We start from the raw sequence: 16,938 nt of genomic DNA on the forward strand, positions 1-16,938 counted from the left end.
TATTGTTAAAACGAATACTATTTTTTAAAAGTCTTGTAGCAGTTTTTGCTACAGGACTTTTTGCCGTTAATAGTAATAAAGAAGTTTTTACAAATAAAATAGAAAAAAACAGTATATTTAAATCAATAAAAGGTTTAAATAATGAGCAAATAGATAGATTTATATTAGGTAAAAGTTTTTTTAGAATTCCTTGGGTTGAATCTCCAAGTGCTACAACTGCAAGGGATGGTTTAGGTCCTTTATTTAATGCAAATACCTGTATTTCCTGTCATCCCGCAAATGGAAGAGGAGTTTTATATTCAAAAAATAATGAACTTTCAAGAGATTTAGTTGTTAGACTTTCAATTCCTTCTAATAATTCAAAAATGCATCAAGAAGAATTATATAAAAATGGATTTGTAAAAGAGCCAATATATGGGGCACAATTATCTATAAATGGTGTTCATGGGGTAAAATATGAGGGAAAACCTACTTTAGAATTTAGTGAAGTAAAAGTAACTTTTCCAGATAAAGAAGTAGTAACACTTTTAAAACCTAAATACTCTTTAAAAGAGTTAAATTATGGAAAAATGCAAGATGATGTTATTGTCTCTTATCGAATAGCTCCAACTCTTATGGGGATGGGTTTAATTGAATTAATTTCTAATGAAGCAATTTTAGCAAATGAAGATATTGAAGATAAAAATAATGATGGAATATCAGGAAAAGCAAATAGAGTTTATTCTGTATTAACAAAAAAAATTGAACTTGGACGATATACTTGGAAAGCAAGTACAGCAACTGTTTTAGAGCAAATTGCAGGAGCAATGCACAATGATATGGGACTTACAACACCTTTACATCCTTATGAAAATTGTACTAAGGCACAAAAAGAGTGTAATGAAGCAATAATAGCTGACAAATATGAATTTGATGTTACAGAAGATAGATTAAAATCTATTGAATATTATCTTACTCATTTGCAAGTTTATAAACCCAAAGAAGATGAAAATTTTAAAAAAGGTTTAAATTTATTTAAAAATATTGGTTGTGCTTCTTGCCATATAACTAGCTTTGAGACAAAAATTGGAGAAATTAGACCATATTCTGATTTTTTATTGCATGATATGGGTGAAGAGTTAGCAGATGGAAGAGTAGAATTTAAAGCAACAGGTAGTGAATTTAGAACTGCACCTTTATGGGGTTTAGCTTTACATGAAAAAATAAATAATGAAAAACCAAGACTTTTACATGATGGAAGAGCAAGAAACTTTCAAGAGGCAATTTTATGGCATGGTGGTGAGGCAACTAATGCCAAACTTAACTATATGAATCTATCAAAAGAAAAAAGAGAAGAGTTAATTAAATTTTTAGGAACACTATAATGAAAAAGATTTTTATAATATTAGCTTTAGCTTTTGGTTTTAGTTATGCAAATACATTTTCAAATATTTTAACTAATGTATCACTTCCAAATGTTAATAAAGCAATAAAAAATGCACAAGATTTAAAAAGCAATTTTAAAAAAGAAGATTTTGAAAAATTTGTAATTTCTTGGAAAAAAGTTCAGGCTTTGTATCTTGCAGGTGATATAAATGAAGATTATATTGATACTCCAAGATATGTGGATATTTTCCATCATGGAAATGAAGATATTACCAAACAATTAAATAGAGCAATAGCTTCAAATGAAGAAGCAAGTCTTGCTTTATTTAAAAATTCAAATAAAAGTATTAATGCAGTTGAGTATATTTTATATAAAGATGAAACTTTAACAAAAAGAGAAAAAGAGCTATTAACTGTAATGCTTGATGCAATTATTTCTCATTTAAATGATATTAAAACAGTTTATACTACATATTTACAAGGTAAACAAAAAGATGAAAAATGGGGAAATGCAGTAATTATTAATGCTTTAATTGATGGAACATATAAACTAAAAGAGTGGAGAGTAGGAGACCCTGCTGGACTTTCAAGAAAATATAGAAATAACCCTGATAATAGTAGAGGTGAGTATTATTTATCAAAGCAAAGTTTTGCTGCAATAAGAGCTATTTTAGATGTACATGAAGAAGTAATGGGTGAAAAAAATTTCCCAAATTTTGCTAGTATGGCAATAGATGGTGGAGCTAAAAAACAAGTTGAAGAAGTTAGAATTGCTTTAAAAAATTCTATATATGAACTTAATAAACTACAAAAAGAGGATTTTTCAAAAGCTCAAAAACTATTTGAAGCTTTAAGTATTTTTCACAATACTTATTATTTATCATTAGTTGAACAATTATCAGTAACTGCAAAAATTTTAGATGCGGATGGTGACTAGTGGATTTTTTTGCACTTGAGTATTTTGTAAACCCTAATAAAAGAGTATATTGGGGATTTTTATTAAGTTCATTATTTATTGCAATAATCTATTTTTATTTTTCAAAAGATAAAAATTCAAAACTTTTATACTCAAAAAAATATTGGTTTCACCCAAGTGCAAAACTTGATTATAGTTATTTTATTCTTTCTTATTTTATTAAGTTATTTATGATTTATCCAATAGTTGTAAGTGCAAAAACTGTTGCACTTGCAATTAATAAACTACTTATGAATGAGTTTGGATTTTTTTATACAAACTTATTTTCTTATGAAACTATTATAGTTTTATATACGATTTGTCTATTTTTAGTAAGTGATTTTACTAGATATTGGACACATAGATTTTTACATACTATTCCTTTTTTATGGCATTTTCATAAGGTACATCATAGTGCAAAAGTTTTAAACCCTCTTACTTTTTACAGAGTTCATCCAATTGAAAATATACTTTTTGGATTTAGATACTCTTTAAGTATAGGCTTTGTAACGGGAATTTTTATTTATTTTTTTGGTGCAAAACTTGATATTTATTCTATTTTTGGAGTAAATATTTTTGTTTTTATTTTTTCATTTTTAGGCTCAAATCTTAGACACTCTCATGTGAAATTAAGATATTTTGCCTTTTTAGAAAAATGGTTAATCTCTCCTTATATGCACCAAATACATCATAGTAAAAAACATTTTGATAGGAATTATGGTGGCTATTTAGCTATTTGGGATAGGATGTTTAATACTTTAACCCTTTCAAATGAGGTTAAAACATTGAAATTTGGATTAAGAAAGGAGCAAATGAGTCAATATACATCTATATTTAAATTACTTATTACTCCTTTTATTACTTTTACTCAAAGGAACAAAATATGAAATATATAAAATTAATAAGTGCACTATGTATAAGTGTATTTATTTTAACTGGTTGTAAAGAGCAAATACAACCTTCAAAAGAAGAACTTGCTAAGCTTCAAGCAAAAAAAGAAGTTTTAGGAAAAGTTCTATATTTTGACAAAAACCTATCAAAAAATAGAACACAAAGCTGTGCGACTTGTCATAATCCAGAAGTTGGATTTGTTGATAATAGAGATAATACAGTAAATTCTATGGCTTCACTTGGAGATGATGGGAAATCTCTTGGGGATAGACAAGCTCCAACTGCCTCTTATGCAAAGTTTTCTCCAAAATTTCATTATGATAAAAATAAGAAAAAATATATTGGTGGACAGTTTTGGGATGGTAGAGAGGCAACTTTAGCTGGACAAGCAGGTGGACCACCATTAAATCCACTTGAAATGGGAATGCCAAATAAAAAAGCAGTAGTTGAAAGATTAAAAGAAAATGAGTTTTATAAAGAGCAATTTAAAGAGATTTTTGGTTTAGAGATATTTAATTCAAATGATGAAGCTTATAGTGCTATGACTCAAGCTATTGAAGCTTTTGAGATGACAAAAGAGTTTGCTCCTTTTGACTCTAAATATGATAGGTATTTAAAAGGTGAGTATGATTTAACACCTTTAGAAGATTTAGGAAAATCAATCTTTTTTTCAAATAATAATAACTCTTGTGCAAATTGTCATGTTTTAAAAGGTGAAGATAAAGAGGGAGAAACTTTTACAAATTATGAGTATCATAATATAGGAACACCAATAAATCACCAATTAAGAGCTAAAAATGGTGTAACTGCAATAGATAATGGTTTATTAAATAATCCAGCTGTAAAAGATGAATCACATAAAGGAAAATATAAAGTTCCAACTTTAAGAAATGTGGCAATTACTGCACCTTATATGCATAATGGAGTATTTAAAGATTTAAAAACTGTTGTTGAGTTTTATGATAAATATAACAATAAAAATAGAAATATTAATCCAGAAACAAATAAAGCTTGGGATAAAGCAGAAGTTGAAGAGACAATTTCACTTGAAGAGTTAAAAGCTAAAAAACTAAGTGATAGAAAAGTAGAAGCTTTAGTTGCTTTTATGAAATTACTTACTGATAAAAGATATGAACATCTACTAGAAGAGAATAAATAAAAAGCGAAATTTTTCGCTTTTTATAATATAAATATAAAATCTAAAATATATTATTTTTTTAAGAATTTTAAAACCATCTGCCATATATACTTTAAATATATAAAAAATGGAGAAGATTATGAGTAAAAAAAGAGTGCTAATAACAGGAGGAAATAAAGGAATAGGTCTTGCAGTTTCACGAGCAATGTTAGAACTAGGACATGAGATTATTGTTATTGCAAGAGATTTTTCTGATTTTCCTCTTGGTGGTTTACCAGATGTTACAGAAATTGAGTGTGATTTATCAAAATTAGAGACTTTACCAGCACTTGTAAAAGAGGTTGGAGAAGTTGATATTTTAATTAATAATGCAGGATATATGCAACCAAAATATACATATGACAACTATCCTGTGGAAGCTAGGGAACATATTATGAATGTGGACTTATATGCTCCTGTTGAGCTTATAAATCTATTTAGTGAAGCAATGAAAAGAAAGAAATATGGAAGAATAGTAAATACAGCTTCTATTGCTGGACAAATAGGTCATCCTGATGTTTGGTATGGAATAGCTAAAGCTGGACTTATAAATGCCACTAAAATTTATGCAAAATTATTGGGAGCAGATGGAATAACTGTAAATTGTGTTGCTCCAAGTCCAACTGAAACAGATATGCAAAAAGATAACTCGGAAGAAAGAAAAAAAGAGTTTAAAAAGACAGTAGTAAGCGGTAGATTTGCCCAAGCAGAAGAGGTTGCTAAAGCTATTGTTTGGTTAGCTACTGATTGTCCAGAATATATAACAGGTATATGTTTAGATATTAATAATTGCTCTTATCCAAGATAAGTTATTTTTATTGAAAAGAAGTTTTTTGCTTATGTACTATTTGTACATTTTGCAAAAAATCTTTTCATCTTAAATTTGTAAAAACTATTTTTAAATCTTACCTATCTTAAAAAAGTTAGAAAACTAAAAATAATTCTTAGTTGATTTTCTCAAATTTAGCATTTACACCAATTACTTTATATTTAAAACCATATCCATAATCAACATCTGTATTTACTGTTCCAATTACTTTTACTTTATCACCAATAGCAACTTTTTCATCTTCATTAGGTGATCTAAAAATAACTGCATCTTTCCCATTACTAATTTTTATCCAAGTATTTCCAAGAACTTTATTTGAAACTTGTAATACTTCACCTTCAATTTCCACATTTTTATTTTTAAATTCATCTTTTTTTGTATATAGTTCAGCAATATTTGTTTTTAAAGCTTCCCCTTTTGCAATAATAATATCATCAAATTTTGGAGTAGGTTTTTCTTTTATCATTTGCCCATGAATTCCATGTACATTTGAAGGTTTTTGATTTGGCAATTCAGCAAACATTATTTTATCAAAAGTTTTATCTAAAGATTTACTTTTAAAATTTTCCATCCACATTTGTTCTCTAATTGAAATTTTATCACCTACTTTTAATTGTGTTTGTGGAATAGCAGCCCAATAGCTGTCTTTTTCATCTTTAATTTTTACATATGTATATCCACCGCTATTTTCAAATTCTAAAACTTCGCCATTTCTTACTTTTGAATCTGCTAGAGCACTATTTAGTGATAATAAAACTCCAATACAACCAACTGTTATTTTTTTTAGCATTCTTTTCATCCTTAAATAATATTTGTTAAAAAAATTAGGTTAAATATTTTATATTAATTTAACTTTATGCAAACTTTTTATTGTAACTTTATAATATTTGTCTTATAATATTAGAGTAATAAAAGCACATAAAATAAGACATTTTGGGACTATTTTACCACTAAAAAGGCTATTTGTGAAAAATTTTGTAATATTTTTTTTAATTTTTTCTTTTTTTTCAAATCTTTATGCCCAAAAAGTTTTAACAATTGAAGATTTATATAATAATATAATAAAAACAAAGCATAATATAAAAATTTTAGATGATTACTTAAATGTGGATAATAAAAACTATAAAATAGAAAAAGCTTATTCTTCAAATCTAAATGGTCTTTATTCACAAAACAATTATAACTTCTCAATAGTAATAAGACAACTTTTAAATACAAATCAAGTTTTATCACCAAAACAGACTTCAAAACTTTTAGAAGAAGAAGAAAAGTTTATACAAGAGGATTTAAATGAAGCTTTGTTTTATCATAGTTCAATATTATATTTTAAAATATTAACTTTACAAAAAAGCCTAAATATTGCAAAATCAAGAAAAAATCTAATTTTAGAAGTACATAAATTAATTTCAAAAAGGGAAAAGTTAGGTATTTCTATTGAAAAAGATTTAGATAAACTAGAAAATGAACTAACAGGAGTAAATCTTGATATGCTTAGGTATCAAGAAGAGATTAATTTAAAAATAAATGAATTAAAAACTATTTTAAAAATAGAAGAAGAGATTACTTTAAGAGATTATGCTTTTGATGAAGAGTTTTTTAAAATAGATGAAAAATTAGTTTCTTCTTATTTATTAACAAATACTTCTTTTAATAAATTTTCAAATTTTTTAGCAAAGAATTTTATTGATAACTCCACACAATTAGAGATCTTAATTGAACTTATAAAAGCAAAAGAAGAAATAGTATCTAAAAAAATCACAAACCAAAGCTCTTTATTGAAGAGTTCTACTTCTTTTGATAGTTCTAAAAAAGAGTATAAACCTTGGGAAGATAATGAGTTTGAAAAAATAGTTAATGAAAAGCTTTCTTTATATAAAGATGCAAAAGTTACTATAAAAAGTGAACAAAATAAAGCAGAATTACAAAATCTTATTTTTACTTCAAATAATACAAAAACTAAAATACTTAAAAATATTAGATTAACATTAGAAAAGGTTTTATCTTATTATAAAACAATTCAATATACAAATATCTCAAATCAAAATGCCACAAATAATTATTATAAAATAAGAGCTTTATATGAAAATGGAACTACTAATATACAAGCTGTTTTAAATGCCCAAAATAGTATGTTAATTGCTTTAATAAATAAATATAGTGCAAACTATGATTATTTACTTTATATAATTACTACTTTTTATGATAGTAAAAATATAGAGCTTTTAATAGATAAAAAGAAAAAAGAGATATTTGTTTCAAATTTAAAAGCTACTTTTTAAAAACTTTTATATTATTTAAAATTTTAACTGCATAAATAGTCATAACTGTTCCTAAAATTATCGATAAACTAATATGCTCTTTTAAAAAAATTACACTAAATAAAATTGCAAAAAATGGAACTAAAAATACAAAAGAACTAACTTCATTTGCTCCAAGTTTTTCAATTCCTACAAAATATACTGTTGTTGCAAAAGTAGTAGAAATAACTGATAATATCAAGATATTTACCCAAAAAATCCAATCAAAACTTTGGTAATTTATTGCTTTAAAATCTAAGAAAAAAATCACTACTAAAATAGTAGTTATCACATACATATAAAAAGTAAAAACCATTGGTGAAGTTTTTGTACTTCTTGAACTAATTATAGTTAATATTGCCCAAAGTAGTGAACCTGCTAAAAAATAAGCATTGTAAATTGTAAATATTTGTTCAAAATTAAAGCTCCAAACTTGAAGAATAGTTAAAACTCCAATAGCTCCCACACCTAAAGCTAAAAAATCTTTTTTTTGAATTTTTTTATTAAAAAAAATCGCCATAATTAAAAAAGTATTTATTGGTATTAGTGTAGTTACCAATGCTCCACCTAAACTTGCAGTTCCAAATTTTGTTCCTAAAAAATAACATTTCATATATGCTATCATAACAAGTGAGGCTAAAAAAGCCAAAAATAGACTTTTTTTATTTATATAAAAATATTTTTTTGCAAAAATTAAAATAGGTGTTAAAGTAAGTAAAGTAAAAATATTTCTAAAAAATATTAATTCATATTCATTTATATAAGAACTTAGCACTTTTGCATTTACCCAAGAAGCTCCCCATCCTGCCATAGCAAAAATCATCATAATGTAAAATATATTTTTATTTGTTTGTGTCATTTATTTACTTTTTATTTTTATCTTATAAAAAAAGAAAAATTATTTATAGAACAATATTGCTATTTTTTACAAAAGCAGGAGTATATCCATAAAGCTTTTTAAAGTTTCTTGTAAAGTGAGATTGATCACTAAAACCAGCTTGCATACTAGCTTGAGAAAGACTAACTCCATTTTTGATAAGTTTTATAGCCTTATTAACTCTTTCATTTATTATAAAATTATGTGGAGTTATACCAAGTTCATTTTTAAATACTCTTAAAAAGTGAAATTTACTCATATTTGCATTTGATGCTAAAATATCTAAATCAAATTCATAGTCAATACAATCTTGGATAAATTCATAGCTTCTTTTTACAACTTTTTTATTATCAAAAATATGAAAATCTTTTTTTGTTTGAGAAGTATAATTTATAATTAAATATGATAAGGCATCTATTAAAAGAGTTTGTGTTTGTAAAAAATCTTCATTTTTATAAAAACTAAGAAAAAATTTATGCAATTTAAAAAATAGAAATTTATCATTTATTATATGTTTTTCAAAAAGTGGAACTTTTTTTTCAAAATATATATCTTCATATAAAGAACTTAACATTTCCACGCTAGGATAAAAGTTAGCATGAGACCACGAAGTTGCAACTCCTCCATGGACTTCTCCTGGATTATTTACCCTTGAAGTAAACTCATATGAATCATAAGTTTGATTTGAGTTAAAAGTTTTTAGCATTCCTTCATAAGTTATACCAATAGTATAAGTATCATGAAAGTGCTTGCTAAAGTTATCATTTGATAATCTAACACTTTCAAAAGTAGTATTTAAAAGTAATTTTTTCATCTTTTAATTTTATCATTTAATATGGGAAAATATAGAATAATATTGCTATTTTTCTAGACATAAAGGACAGATTCCTTTAATTATAATATTATCAATTTCATGTTTTGGAAGTTTTAATTCAAGTTCTTGTGGAATACACTCAATACTTGAGCATTTTGAACAAATAAAGTGAGCATGAGGATTATTTTGTATTTCATAATATCTTTTTTTATCATTTGATTCAAAGCTACTAATAATATGCTCTTCTTCAAATTTTGTGATATTTCTATAAAAAGTAGCTTTATCCATTGATAAACTATTTTTTACTTCTTCATAGCATAAAGGTCTATTTGAATTTATAAATATTTCTAATATTGCTTTTCTAGCAGTCGTAAGTTTTAAATTTTTTTTGTTTATTAATTTTTCTGCATTCATAAAAAAGATTATATCAACTTTTATTTAAAATAGGGTTATAAATTTGCGACTAAGTTGCGTTAAAGTTTTTATATATTAATATTCGCTAAATGCAACTCGATTGCAAAAAGGAGAATTGATGAAAAAATTATTTTTACTTTTTCTAGCTTTAAATTTTTCACTATTTGCTAAAGAAGTAACAGTTAGTATACTTCCTCAAAAATATTTTGTTGAAAAAATTGCTAAAGATAAAATATCTGTAAATGTTATGGTGCAACCAGGTTTTTCCCCTGCTACTTATGAACCAAAAACTTCTCAAATGAGAAAACTTGCAAATTCAAAAGTATATTTTTCTATTGGTGTACCTTTTGAAAAAGCTTGGCTTGAAAAGTTTAAAAATGCAAATAAAAATTTATTAGTAGTTGATACAACTGAAGGTATTGAAAAACTTCCTATGGCTAAACACTCACATGAAGAAGAACACGATGAGCATAAACACGATGAACACAATCATAATAGTGACCATAAGCATGAGCAAGACCATGAAGATGAACATGAACATGAAGGCTTAGACCCACATGTATGGTTAGACCCTATATTAGTAAAAATTCAAGCTAAAAATATCTATAAAACTTTAGTAAAAATAGATGAAGCAAATAGTGAGTTTTATCAAACAAATTATGAAAATTTTATTAAAGAATTAGATAGTTTATATTTACAATTAAAAGAGATTTTAACACCTGTAAAAGATAGAGCTTTTATGGTATTTCATCCTTCTTGGGGATATTTTGCTAAAAGATTTACTTTAGAACAAATTGCAGTTGAGGTTCAAGGAAAAGAGCCTAAGCCAAATCAATTAGTAGAATTAATAAATGAAGCAAAAGAGCATAATATAAAAATAGTTTTTGTAGCACCTCAATTTTCACAAAAAAGTGCAAAAGTTATTGCAAATAGTATAAAAGGTGATGCAGTTATTATGGATCCCTTAGTAGAAAACTGGAAAGAAGGACTTATAAAGACTTCAAAACAAATAGTAGATTCTTATAAATAATGTTAAGATATTTATATATTCTTTTTATAACACAAAGCATAGTTTTTTCTTGTGCTTTGTGTACAATTTATTCTCCTGAAACAAAAGTTTCATTAAAAGTTAATTCAACAGATACAAAAATTACTTCAATGGATGTAACTTGGATATTAACTCCTGAATTTACCAATCAACTAAAAGAGATATATGATACAAATCTAGATAATACTCTAAATAAAAATGAATTAGAACTTATTCAAAAAGCATTTGTAGATTATGCAACCTTAAAAAACTTTATGACACATATTTCTTATGGTCAAACTATCAATAAAGAAGTTTCTGATAAAGTCGAAGTTTATAAATATGAAACAAAGATTATTAATGGAATTTTACATTTTTTTTATTCTATAAAACTTGATTATAATATACAAAATGATTATAGTTTTTATGTAAGTATAAATGATGATGAAAACTATTTTGTTTTACTTTTACAAAAAGATTATTTAGTATTTAAAAATAAAGCAAAAATCGCAAAAATTGTAGATAATCAAAGTGTAGTTTTCTTAATCTCAAATGCTAATATAACAAAAAATGAAGAAAAAAAAGAGATAAAAAGTGAACAAAAACTAAAAGAAAAAAAAGAACCAACTCTTTTAGATAAATTTATTTTAGAAGTAAAAAAATATCTTTTAGAGGTTCAAAAGGGAAATACATTAGCTTTATTTACTTTATTATTTGTTTCTTTTATCTATGGAATTATTCATGCTTTAGGTCCAGGTCATGGAAAGACTTTAGCTTTTTCTTATTTTACTTCAAATAAAAGTAGTTATAAAAAGGCTTTTATTATCTCTTTATCTTCAGCTTTTATACATATTTTAACAGCTTTGATTTTAGTTTTTATTTCTGTTTTTATTTTAGAAAGCCTTTTAAGTAATTTTGTAAATGATAGTATAAAAGCTCTTACTCAAATTTCAGCAGTTTTAATAATGCTATTGGCCTTTTATATTCTATTACAAAAGTTAAATAATAAAGGTTGTTCTTGTAGTAGTTGTTCAAATAAAGGTATTTCTTGGAGTATTAAGCCTTCAAATAACCTAAAAGCAAATAATAATATTAGCTTTCAAAAATCAAATAAAAAAAGTGATTTATATTTTATTTTAACAGCAGGTCTTATCCCTTGTCCTGGTACAGTGATTTTATTTATTTATGCTTTTGTACTAAAAACATATTTTGCTGTAATTCTAGCTTCTTTTTCAATTAGTTTAGGTATGGGCTTGGTAATTTTTGCAAGTTCTTTTTTGGGAGTGAGTTTACATAAACTAAGTGATAAATCCCATAAACTAACAAATCTTTTAGAATTAATCTCTCCTATAATTATGTTTATTTTAGGACTTTTATTACTATTTTCTGCAAAATAGATTAGAAGAAAATCTTCTTCTAATCTATATAAAACCAATAAAAAAGTTTATATATTTTAAATATTTAAAAATCTATAAAGTAAATCTTTATCTTTTTTTTAATAATATTAAAAATTATTTATATATAATTGGAGTTTAAATTGATTAAAAAAGAAAATATTGCTAATGTAAAAAAAAAGAATTTAAATGAAATAAAAAGTAAAATTCATAGTTTAAATCTTTGTTTAAAAGAGTTAGTAAAAGATATTAAAACTTGTGAAGAAGATTTAAAAAATATTGATACTAAAGAATTGAAGAATATACTATTTTATAAATCAAAACGACAATTGCAAAAAGAATATATTAAAAAATGTTTGGAAGAAAAACTAATAAAAAATAAAGAAATAAAAGAAAAGAGAGTAAATTTTAATGATATATTTTTATTTACTTCCCTTCTTTTACCTATTTTGATATTTTTAATATTATTTTTAAGTTGAAAAATATTTTTCAACTCTTTTAAACTCATTTATAATCTCATCTAAGTTCTCAATTCCAACAGAGATTCTAAGTAGGTCTATTGGTAAACCAATTTGTTTTAGAAATTCTCTTCCTTTTGTTGTTTGAATATAATCATAATGAGCTAAATATACATAAGGCATAAGTAGTGTAAATTCTGTACCTAAACTAGGACCTTTTGCAAAATTTAAATTATCATATATAGTTTTAAAATCTTTATTAAAAGTAACAGAAATAAGCCCTGAATATGACTCCTCATCTATCATAGCTACTTTATAATTTTTTTCATTTTCACTGCTTAAGCAGTAGTAAATTTTATCAATATAAGAACAAGTTTTAAAAAACTCTACAAGTTTTTTAGTATTTGCACTTATTTTTTTTACTCTACTTTTATAGTCTTTAATCTCATAAGCTAGTCTTTGAATATCTTTTATATAAACCATTTCTAGGTGCTTAAAAAACTCCCCTTGCATATGAGAAATTTTAAAGTTTTCATTTAATATAACTGCTCCCATTAAAACATCAGCATTTCCACAGGCAAATTTTGTAAGTGATTCTACAAAAATATCCCCATAAGGTTTAAGGTTTAAATTATAAGGAGTTGCCAATGTGGCATCTATTACAAGTGGAATATTATATTTATCACATAAGCTTCTAAGTTTTACTAAATCTACACTTTGAAGTAGGGGATTAGTTGGTATTTCAGTAATTATGGCTGAAACATTTAATCCATACTCTTCTAAATAGTTTTCAAGTTTATCCAAATTAGAAATATCCAAAAACTTTTTTGTTCTATTATAGTGATGTTCCACTATATTCATAGTATCAAGATATAACCAACCAAGTTGAACTAAAATAGTTCTATTGTTTTTTTCTTGTATTTTTTTTAGCCCTCTAATCACTGAATAAATAGCATTCATTCCAGAAGGGGCAAGTCCTACATTTGATATAGGTTGATTATAAGCTTGTGCTAAAGTCTTTTTTATAATCTCTAAGGATATTTCTTCTTTTTCTAGTTCTTCTTGATGTTTATGTTTTAAAACTCCTACTTCAAATAGATAGTCTTGAGCAAATCTTGAAGAGAGATTGCAACCCACATGTTGAATAAAAGTAAGAACTTTTTGAAGTTGTGTAGTACCTCTTAAAACTAAAATTACTCCAAACGGTTCTTCAATATCTATTTTATTATGAATAAAATATTTACTACTAACTATTTTTACAGCTTCTTGTGAAGAAAGCAATACTACTTCATAATTATTGCTTACTTTGTACTTTTCTTTTATATAATTTGCTAGTAGTTTTAAATATGGATGAAGTACAAATCTAGGATAAGCACTTTTTATCTTTTCTAAAATTTCAGGAGTTTGTTCTTCATAATCAATAACATCTTGCAAGCTTGGCATACTAACTGAAACTGCATGGATATTATTTATAGGAAGAGTCTCCCCACAAGGAATATGTGTAAAAACCGAATCTTTCATTTTTCTACTTTTGTACTGCTTGTTTTATATCTTCAATTAAATCTTGAACATTTTCTAAACCAATAGAAAATCTAACTGTACTATCACTAATACCAATTGCAGCTAATTCCTCTTTTGAAAAGCTTGCATGAGAGATTTTTGCTGGAATTTCAACTCTTGAATCAGAACTTCCAAAAGAGCATTTTTCACCAAAAATTTTACTATTTTCTATAAACTTTTCAGCAAGTTCAACACTTGTAAAATCTACACAAAATACTCCTGGAATATAGCTCATTTGTTTCTTTGCCAATTCATATTGTGGATGCTCTTTTAATGCAGGGAAAGTTACACTTTTTATATAATCTTGAGTTTTTAAAAATTCTGCAATTTCTAAAGCATTTTTTTCATGTTCTTGCATTCTTATTTTTAAAGTTGGAATACCAAGTGAAATTAAAAATACATCCATTGGATTTTGGCTTCTTCCATGTGCGTTTGCATAGTAATGAATTTGTTCACTTAACTCTTTTGTTTTAGCTACTATTGCACCTGCTACTACACTTCCATGCCCAGAAATATATTTAGTAGTTGAAAATAAAGAAAAATCAGCACCAAATTCAAGTGGTCTTTGAGAAATAAATGTAGCAAGTGAGTTATCAACTGCAAAAAGTGCATTGTATTTATGGCTAAGTGTTGATACTTTTTCTAAATCTATTATTTTAAGACCTGGATTTGTAGGACTTTCACATAAAACCAATTCTATTTTATTGTTTTTTAATATCTCTTCTAATTGTTCAAAATCTAAAAAATTTGCAAAGTGAACTGTAATATTATATTTTTCTTTAAATACTTTTAATAATCTAAATGTTCCCCCATAGCAATCAGCTTCTACTAAGATATGAGAGTTTGCTTTTAAAACTGTTTCAAATAAAAGTGCAATAGTTGCTATTCCTGTATGTGTACATACACATCCAGCTGCACCTTCCACATGTGTAAAAAGGTTTTCTAGCATCTCTCTTGTTGGATTATCACTTCTTGTATAATCGTAAATTTTATCACCATTTTGTTTTTTTAAATCAAAGGTTGCGGTATTATATATTGGAAAGTGTGAAGCACCACTTTTATCTTCAATTGGTGCAAATTTTGCTATATGACTTAAGGCTGTTTCTATATTCTTGTACATTTATTCCCCATCTTTGTTACTTTAATAATCTATAATATTTTACAATAAAAATAATTATATTTCATTATATATTTTAAACTCATTTTTTATTTAAGGTTTTTAATTATTTAAAATCTGTTTTTCTCTATATACTAAATAAGGGTCTTTGTAAACATCTTCTTTATATAGTTTTTCTCCATGTTTTACTATTAAAGCTTTTATATCTGTTTTTTCTATAAAAAACTCTTCATATGTAAACTTTGCTAAACAAAAAGCAGCTTTTACTTTATGATAGGTATTTGTACAGATTATTATGCCTTCCTTTTCTAATAGATTTTTTAATAAACATATAAAATCAATACTTAATAAAGAGGGGTTAAGATTGTGTAAAAAAGCATCTAAAAATATAATATCAAACTTTTTATTTAGGCTTTTAATTGTATGCCTTGCATCTCCTAAAATTAGATTTAATTCGTTTTTTTCATCTTTATAAAAAGAGGTTTTGTAAATAGTATTTAAGATATTTTTTTCATCTTCATTTTCATTTAAATTTGCACTAGCTTTAATAATTTGTCTATTTAAATCCAAAGCAGTGATTTTTAAGAAGTTCTCTTTTTTCTGTTTTATACATAAAAGTGAGTTATATCCCATACCAAAGCCAATATCTAATAACTCAACATCTTTTTTTTCAAGTTTTTGTATTAATTTTGATTGTTTAATAAAAAGTTCTTTTGCTTGAACATATGCTCCACTTTTAGGATGATAATAATCTTTATAAATTTTATCCCAAATTGTTTTGCTTTTATCTTCTAAAGAAAAGATATTTTGTTTTGGTAAAACTAAATTTTGTTTATTGATAAATTCGCCTTGATAATAGTCTCTATATAACATACTTTGAGTTACATATTCTACAAATTGTCCTTTTTGCATATGCCAAAGGGGAGCTATAAGTTCTTCTTTTAAAGTATCAGTTGAAATTCTAATTATTGGTATATGGTTTGGTATATGTCTAATTAGATTTATAAGTTCTTCTGCATATTCATATTCATTTAAAGTTTTAAAAGGCTTTTTAATATATTCTTGATGTAATTGAGTATTTTTTATAATATGTAAATTGTGTATTTTTATACCGTCAATATCCATTTTTACCAGTTGTTTTATACAACTTTCCCAATCTTGTCTTGTTTCATTTGGAAGACCTATTATAATATGTGCAAAAACTTTTAATCCCGCTTTTTTAATATTTTTAATTGCATCAAGACTACATTTACTATCGTGTCCTCTATTTATTCTTTTTAAAGTATTATCATTTAAAGTTTGAATTCCTAAATCAATATATACATCAATTTCTTGATTTAATTCTTCTAAATACTCAAGAGTTTTTTTACTTAAACAATCAGGTCTTGTCCCTATACTAATTGCACTAAAGTTTTCTTTTGATAAAAGTTGAGAATAGGTTTTTTTTTGATTTATTACAGAAGTAAAAGTTCCTGTATATGCTTGAATATATAGCATAAATTTTTTAGCTTTATATCTTTGTTTTGCAAAAGAAATCCCATAAGTTATCTGTTCTTGAATATTTTGTGCATTTAAAGTTTGCACAGCTCTTGCTGCATTTGAGGGACAAAAAGTACAGCCACCTTTCCCTTCTTCATCTCTATTTGGGCAACCTAACTCTAAGTCTATTGGAATAGAGTGTAAAGTTGTACCATATTTTTTACTCATATATGTTTTAAAACTATAATAAGGTAGGTTTTGACTCATAGTTATCCTTTGAAAAA

The 16,938-nt window shown here is 25.4% G+C and carries 16 protein-coding genes; 9 read left to right on the plus strand and 7 right to left on the minus strand.

Annotation, left to right across the window (positions count from 1 at the left end):
* The first annotated feature begins 2 nt into the window (after positions 1–2).
* The 5 genes from AMYT_RS03635 (at position 3) to AMYT_RS03655 (ending at position 5,196) form a co-directional block, all read left to right on the plus strand.
* Complete coding sequence (locus AMYT_RS03635; protein WP_228197889.1) at positions 3–1,364, plus strand: di-heme oxidoreductase family protein; 1,362 nt, start codon at positions 3–5, stop codon at positions 1,362–1,364.
* The gene (locus AMYT_RS03640; protein WP_114841198.1) at positions 1,364–2,302 is read left to right on the plus strand and encodes an imelysin family protein; all 939 of its coding nucleotides are present in this window, start codon (positions 1,364–1,366) and stop codon (positions 2,300–2,302) included. Before AMYT_RS03635 ends, AMYT_RS03640 begins: the two co-directional genes overlap by 1 nt.
* A complete protein-coding gene (locus tag AMYT_RS03645) occupies positions 2,302–3,207 on the plus strand; it encodes a sterol desaturase family protein (protein ID WP_114841199.1) in 906 nt (301 codons plus the stop codon). The genes AMYT_RS03640 and AMYT_RS03645 overlap by 1 nt, the downstream gene beginning before the upstream one ends.
* The gene (locus AMYT_RS03650) at positions 3,204–4,370 is read left to right on the plus strand and encodes a cytochrome-c peroxidase (RefSeq protein WP_114841200.1); all 1,167 of its coding nucleotides are present in this window, start codon (positions 3,204–3,206) and stop codon (positions 4,368–4,370) included. Before AMYT_RS03645 ends, AMYT_RS03650 begins: the two co-directional genes overlap by 4 nt.
* Positions 4,371–4,488: 118 nt before the next feature.
* Positions 4,489–5,196 (plus strand): SDR family NAD(P)-dependent oxidoreductase, encoded by a 708-nt coding sequence (locus AMYT_RS03655; protein ID WP_228197890.1) that lies wholly within the window; start codon positions 4,489–4,491, stop codon positions 5,194–5,196.
* 136 nt (positions 5,197–5,332) lie between these two features.
* On the opposite strand, the gene AMYT_RS03660 is transcribed toward AMYT_RS03655, so the two are convergent.
* Positions 5,333–6,007 carry a hypothetical protein gene (locus tag AMYT_RS03660; RefSeq protein WP_114841202.1) on the minus strand — a complete coding sequence of 225 codons (675 nt, stop codon included), beginning with the start codon at positions 6,005–6,007 and terminating at the stop codon, positions 5,333–5,335.
* A 175-nt stretch (positions 6,008–6,182) separates the two neighbouring features.
* On the opposite strand from AMYT_RS03660, the gene AMYT_RS03665 reads away from it, so the two are divergent.
* Complete coding sequence (locus AMYT_RS03665; RefSeq protein WP_114841203.1) at positions 6,183–7,496, plus strand: TolC family protein; 1,314 nt, start codon at positions 6,183–6,185, stop codon at positions 7,494–7,496.
* On the opposite strand, the gene AMYT_RS03670 is transcribed toward AMYT_RS03665, so the two are convergent.
* From AMYT_RS03670 to AMYT_RS03680, 3 genes are read right to left on the minus strand one after another with little or no spacing between them, the layout of a single operon-like run.
* Positions 7,486–8,373 (minus strand): DMT family transporter, encoded by an 888-nt coding sequence (locus tag AMYT_RS03670; RefSeq protein WP_114841204.1) that lies wholly within the window; start codon positions 8,371–8,373, stop codon positions 7,486–7,488. The two genes, AMYT_RS03665 and AMYT_RS03670, sit on opposite strands and share 11 nt — an antisense overlap.
* 43 nt (positions 8,374–8,416) lie before the next feature.
* A complete protein-coding gene (locus AMYT_RS03675) occupies positions 8,417–9,205 on the minus strand; it encodes an AraC family transcriptional regulator (RefSeq protein WP_114841205.1) in 789 nt (262 codons plus the stop codon).
* A gap of 45 nt (positions 9,206–9,250) precedes the next feature.
* Positions 9,251–9,619 (minus strand): Fur family transcriptional regulator, encoded by a 369-nt coding sequence (locus AMYT_RS03680; RefSeq protein ID WP_114841206.1) that lies wholly within the window; start codon positions 9,617–9,619, stop codon positions 9,251–9,253.
* Positions 9,620–9,737: 118 nt separating this feature from the next.
* Here AMYT_RS03680 and AMYT_RS03685 point away from each other — a divergent pair, with 118 nt between their 5' ends.
* From AMYT_RS03685 to AMYT_RS03695, 3 genes are all read left to right on the plus strand, one after another.
* Positions 9,738–10,649, plus strand: coding sequence for a metal ABC transporter solute-binding protein, Zn/Mn family (locus AMYT_RS03685; protein WP_114841207.1), 912 nt, complete (start codon positions 9,738–9,740; stop codon positions 10,647–10,649).
* Positions 10,649–12,043, plus strand: a complete 1,395-nt coding sequence (locus tag AMYT_RS03690) for a nickel/cobalt transporter (protein WP_114841208.1) — start codon at positions 10,649–10,651, stop codon at positions 12,041–12,043. Before AMYT_RS03685 ends, AMYT_RS03690 begins: the two co-directional genes overlap by 1 nt.
* A gap of 140 nt (positions 12,044–12,183) precedes the next feature.
* Positions 12,184–12,519, plus strand: a complete 336-nt coding sequence (locus AMYT_RS03695) for a hypothetical protein (RefSeq protein WP_114841209.1) — start codon at positions 12,184–12,186, stop codon at positions 12,517–12,519.
* On the opposite strand, the gene AMYT_RS03700 is transcribed toward AMYT_RS03695, so the two are convergent.
* From AMYT_RS03700 to AMYT_RS03710, 3 genes are all read right to left on the minus strand, one after another.
* Complete coding sequence (locus AMYT_RS03700; protein WP_114841210.1) at positions 12,511–14,019, minus strand: PLP-dependent transferase; 1,509 nt, start codon at positions 14,017–14,019, stop codon at positions 12,511–12,513. The two genes, AMYT_RS03695 and AMYT_RS03700, sit on opposite strands and share 9 nt — an antisense overlap.
* A gap of 4 nt (positions 14,020–14,023) precedes the next feature.
* On the minus strand, positions 14,024–15,178 hold the full coding sequence (locus AMYT_RS03705; protein ID WP_114841211.1) for a trans-sulfuration enzyme family protein: 1,155 nt from the start codon (positions 15,176–15,178) through the stop codon (positions 14,024–14,026).
* A 99-nt stretch (positions 15,179–15,277) separates the two neighbouring features.
* The gene (locus AMYT_RS03710; RefSeq protein ID WP_114841212.1) at positions 15,278–16,921 is read right to left on the minus strand and encodes a TIGR01212 family radical SAM protein; all 1,644 of its coding nucleotides are present in this window, start codon (positions 16,919–16,921) and stop codon (positions 15,278–15,280) included.
* Positions 16,922–16,938: the final 17 nt, after the last annotated feature.

The sequence above is a fragment of the Malaciobacter mytili LMG 24559 genome, assembly GCF_003346775.1.
Classification (GTDB): Bacteria; Campylobacterota; Campylobacteria; order Campylobacterales; family Arcobacteraceae; genus Malaciobacter; species Malaciobacter mytili.

Excerpts from the sequence above, each read along its gene's own strand:
- AMYT_RS03640 (WP_114841198.1), top strand. The coding sequence starts at position 1,364 with ATGAAAAAGATTTTTATAATATTAGCTTTAGCTTTTGGTTTTAGTTAT.
- AMYT_RS03650 (WP_114841200.1), top strand. The coding sequence starts at position 3,204 with ATGAAATATATAAAATTAATAAGTGCACTATGTATAAGTGTATTTATT.
- AMYT_RS03655 (WP_228197890.1), top strand. The coding sequence starts at position 4,489 with ATGAGTAAAAAAAGAGTGCTAATAACAGGAGGAAATAAAGGAATAGGT.
- AMYT_RS03660 (WP_114841202.1), bottom strand. The coding sequence starts at position 6,007 with ATGCTAAAAAAAATAACAGTTGGTTGTATTGGAGTTTTATTATCACTA.
- AMYT_RS03670 (WP_114841204.1), bottom strand. The coding sequence starts at position 8,373 with ATGACACAAACAAATAAAAATATATTTTACATTATGATGATTTTTGCT.
- AMYT_RS03675 (WP_114841205.1), bottom strand. The coding sequence starts at position 9,205 with ATGAAAAAATTACTTTTAAATACTACTTTTGAAAGTGTTAGATTATCA.
- AMYT_RS03680 (WP_114841206.1), bottom strand. The coding sequence starts at position 9,619 with ATGAATGCAGAAAAATTAATAAACAAAAAAAATTTAAAACTTACGACT.
- AMYT_RS03685 (WP_114841207.1), top strand. The coding sequence starts at position 9,738 with ATGAAAAAATTATTTTTACTTTTTCTAGCTTTAAATTTTTCACTATTT.
- AMYT_RS03690 (WP_114841208.1), top strand. The coding sequence starts at position 10,649 with ATGTTAAGATATTTATATATTCTTTTTATAACACAAAGCATAGTTTTT.
- AMYT_RS03700 (WP_114841210.1), bottom strand. The coding sequence starts at position 14,019 with ATGAAAGATTCGGTTTTTACACATATTCCTTGTGGGGAGACTCTTCCT.
- AMYT_RS03705 (WP_114841211.1), bottom strand. The coding sequence starts at position 15,178 with ATGTACAAGAATATAGAAACAGCCTTAAGTCATATAGCAAAATTTGCA.
- AMYT_RS03710 (WP_114841212.1), bottom strand. The coding sequence starts at position 16,921 with ATGAGTCAAAACCTACCTTATTATAGTTTTAAAACATATATGAGTAAA.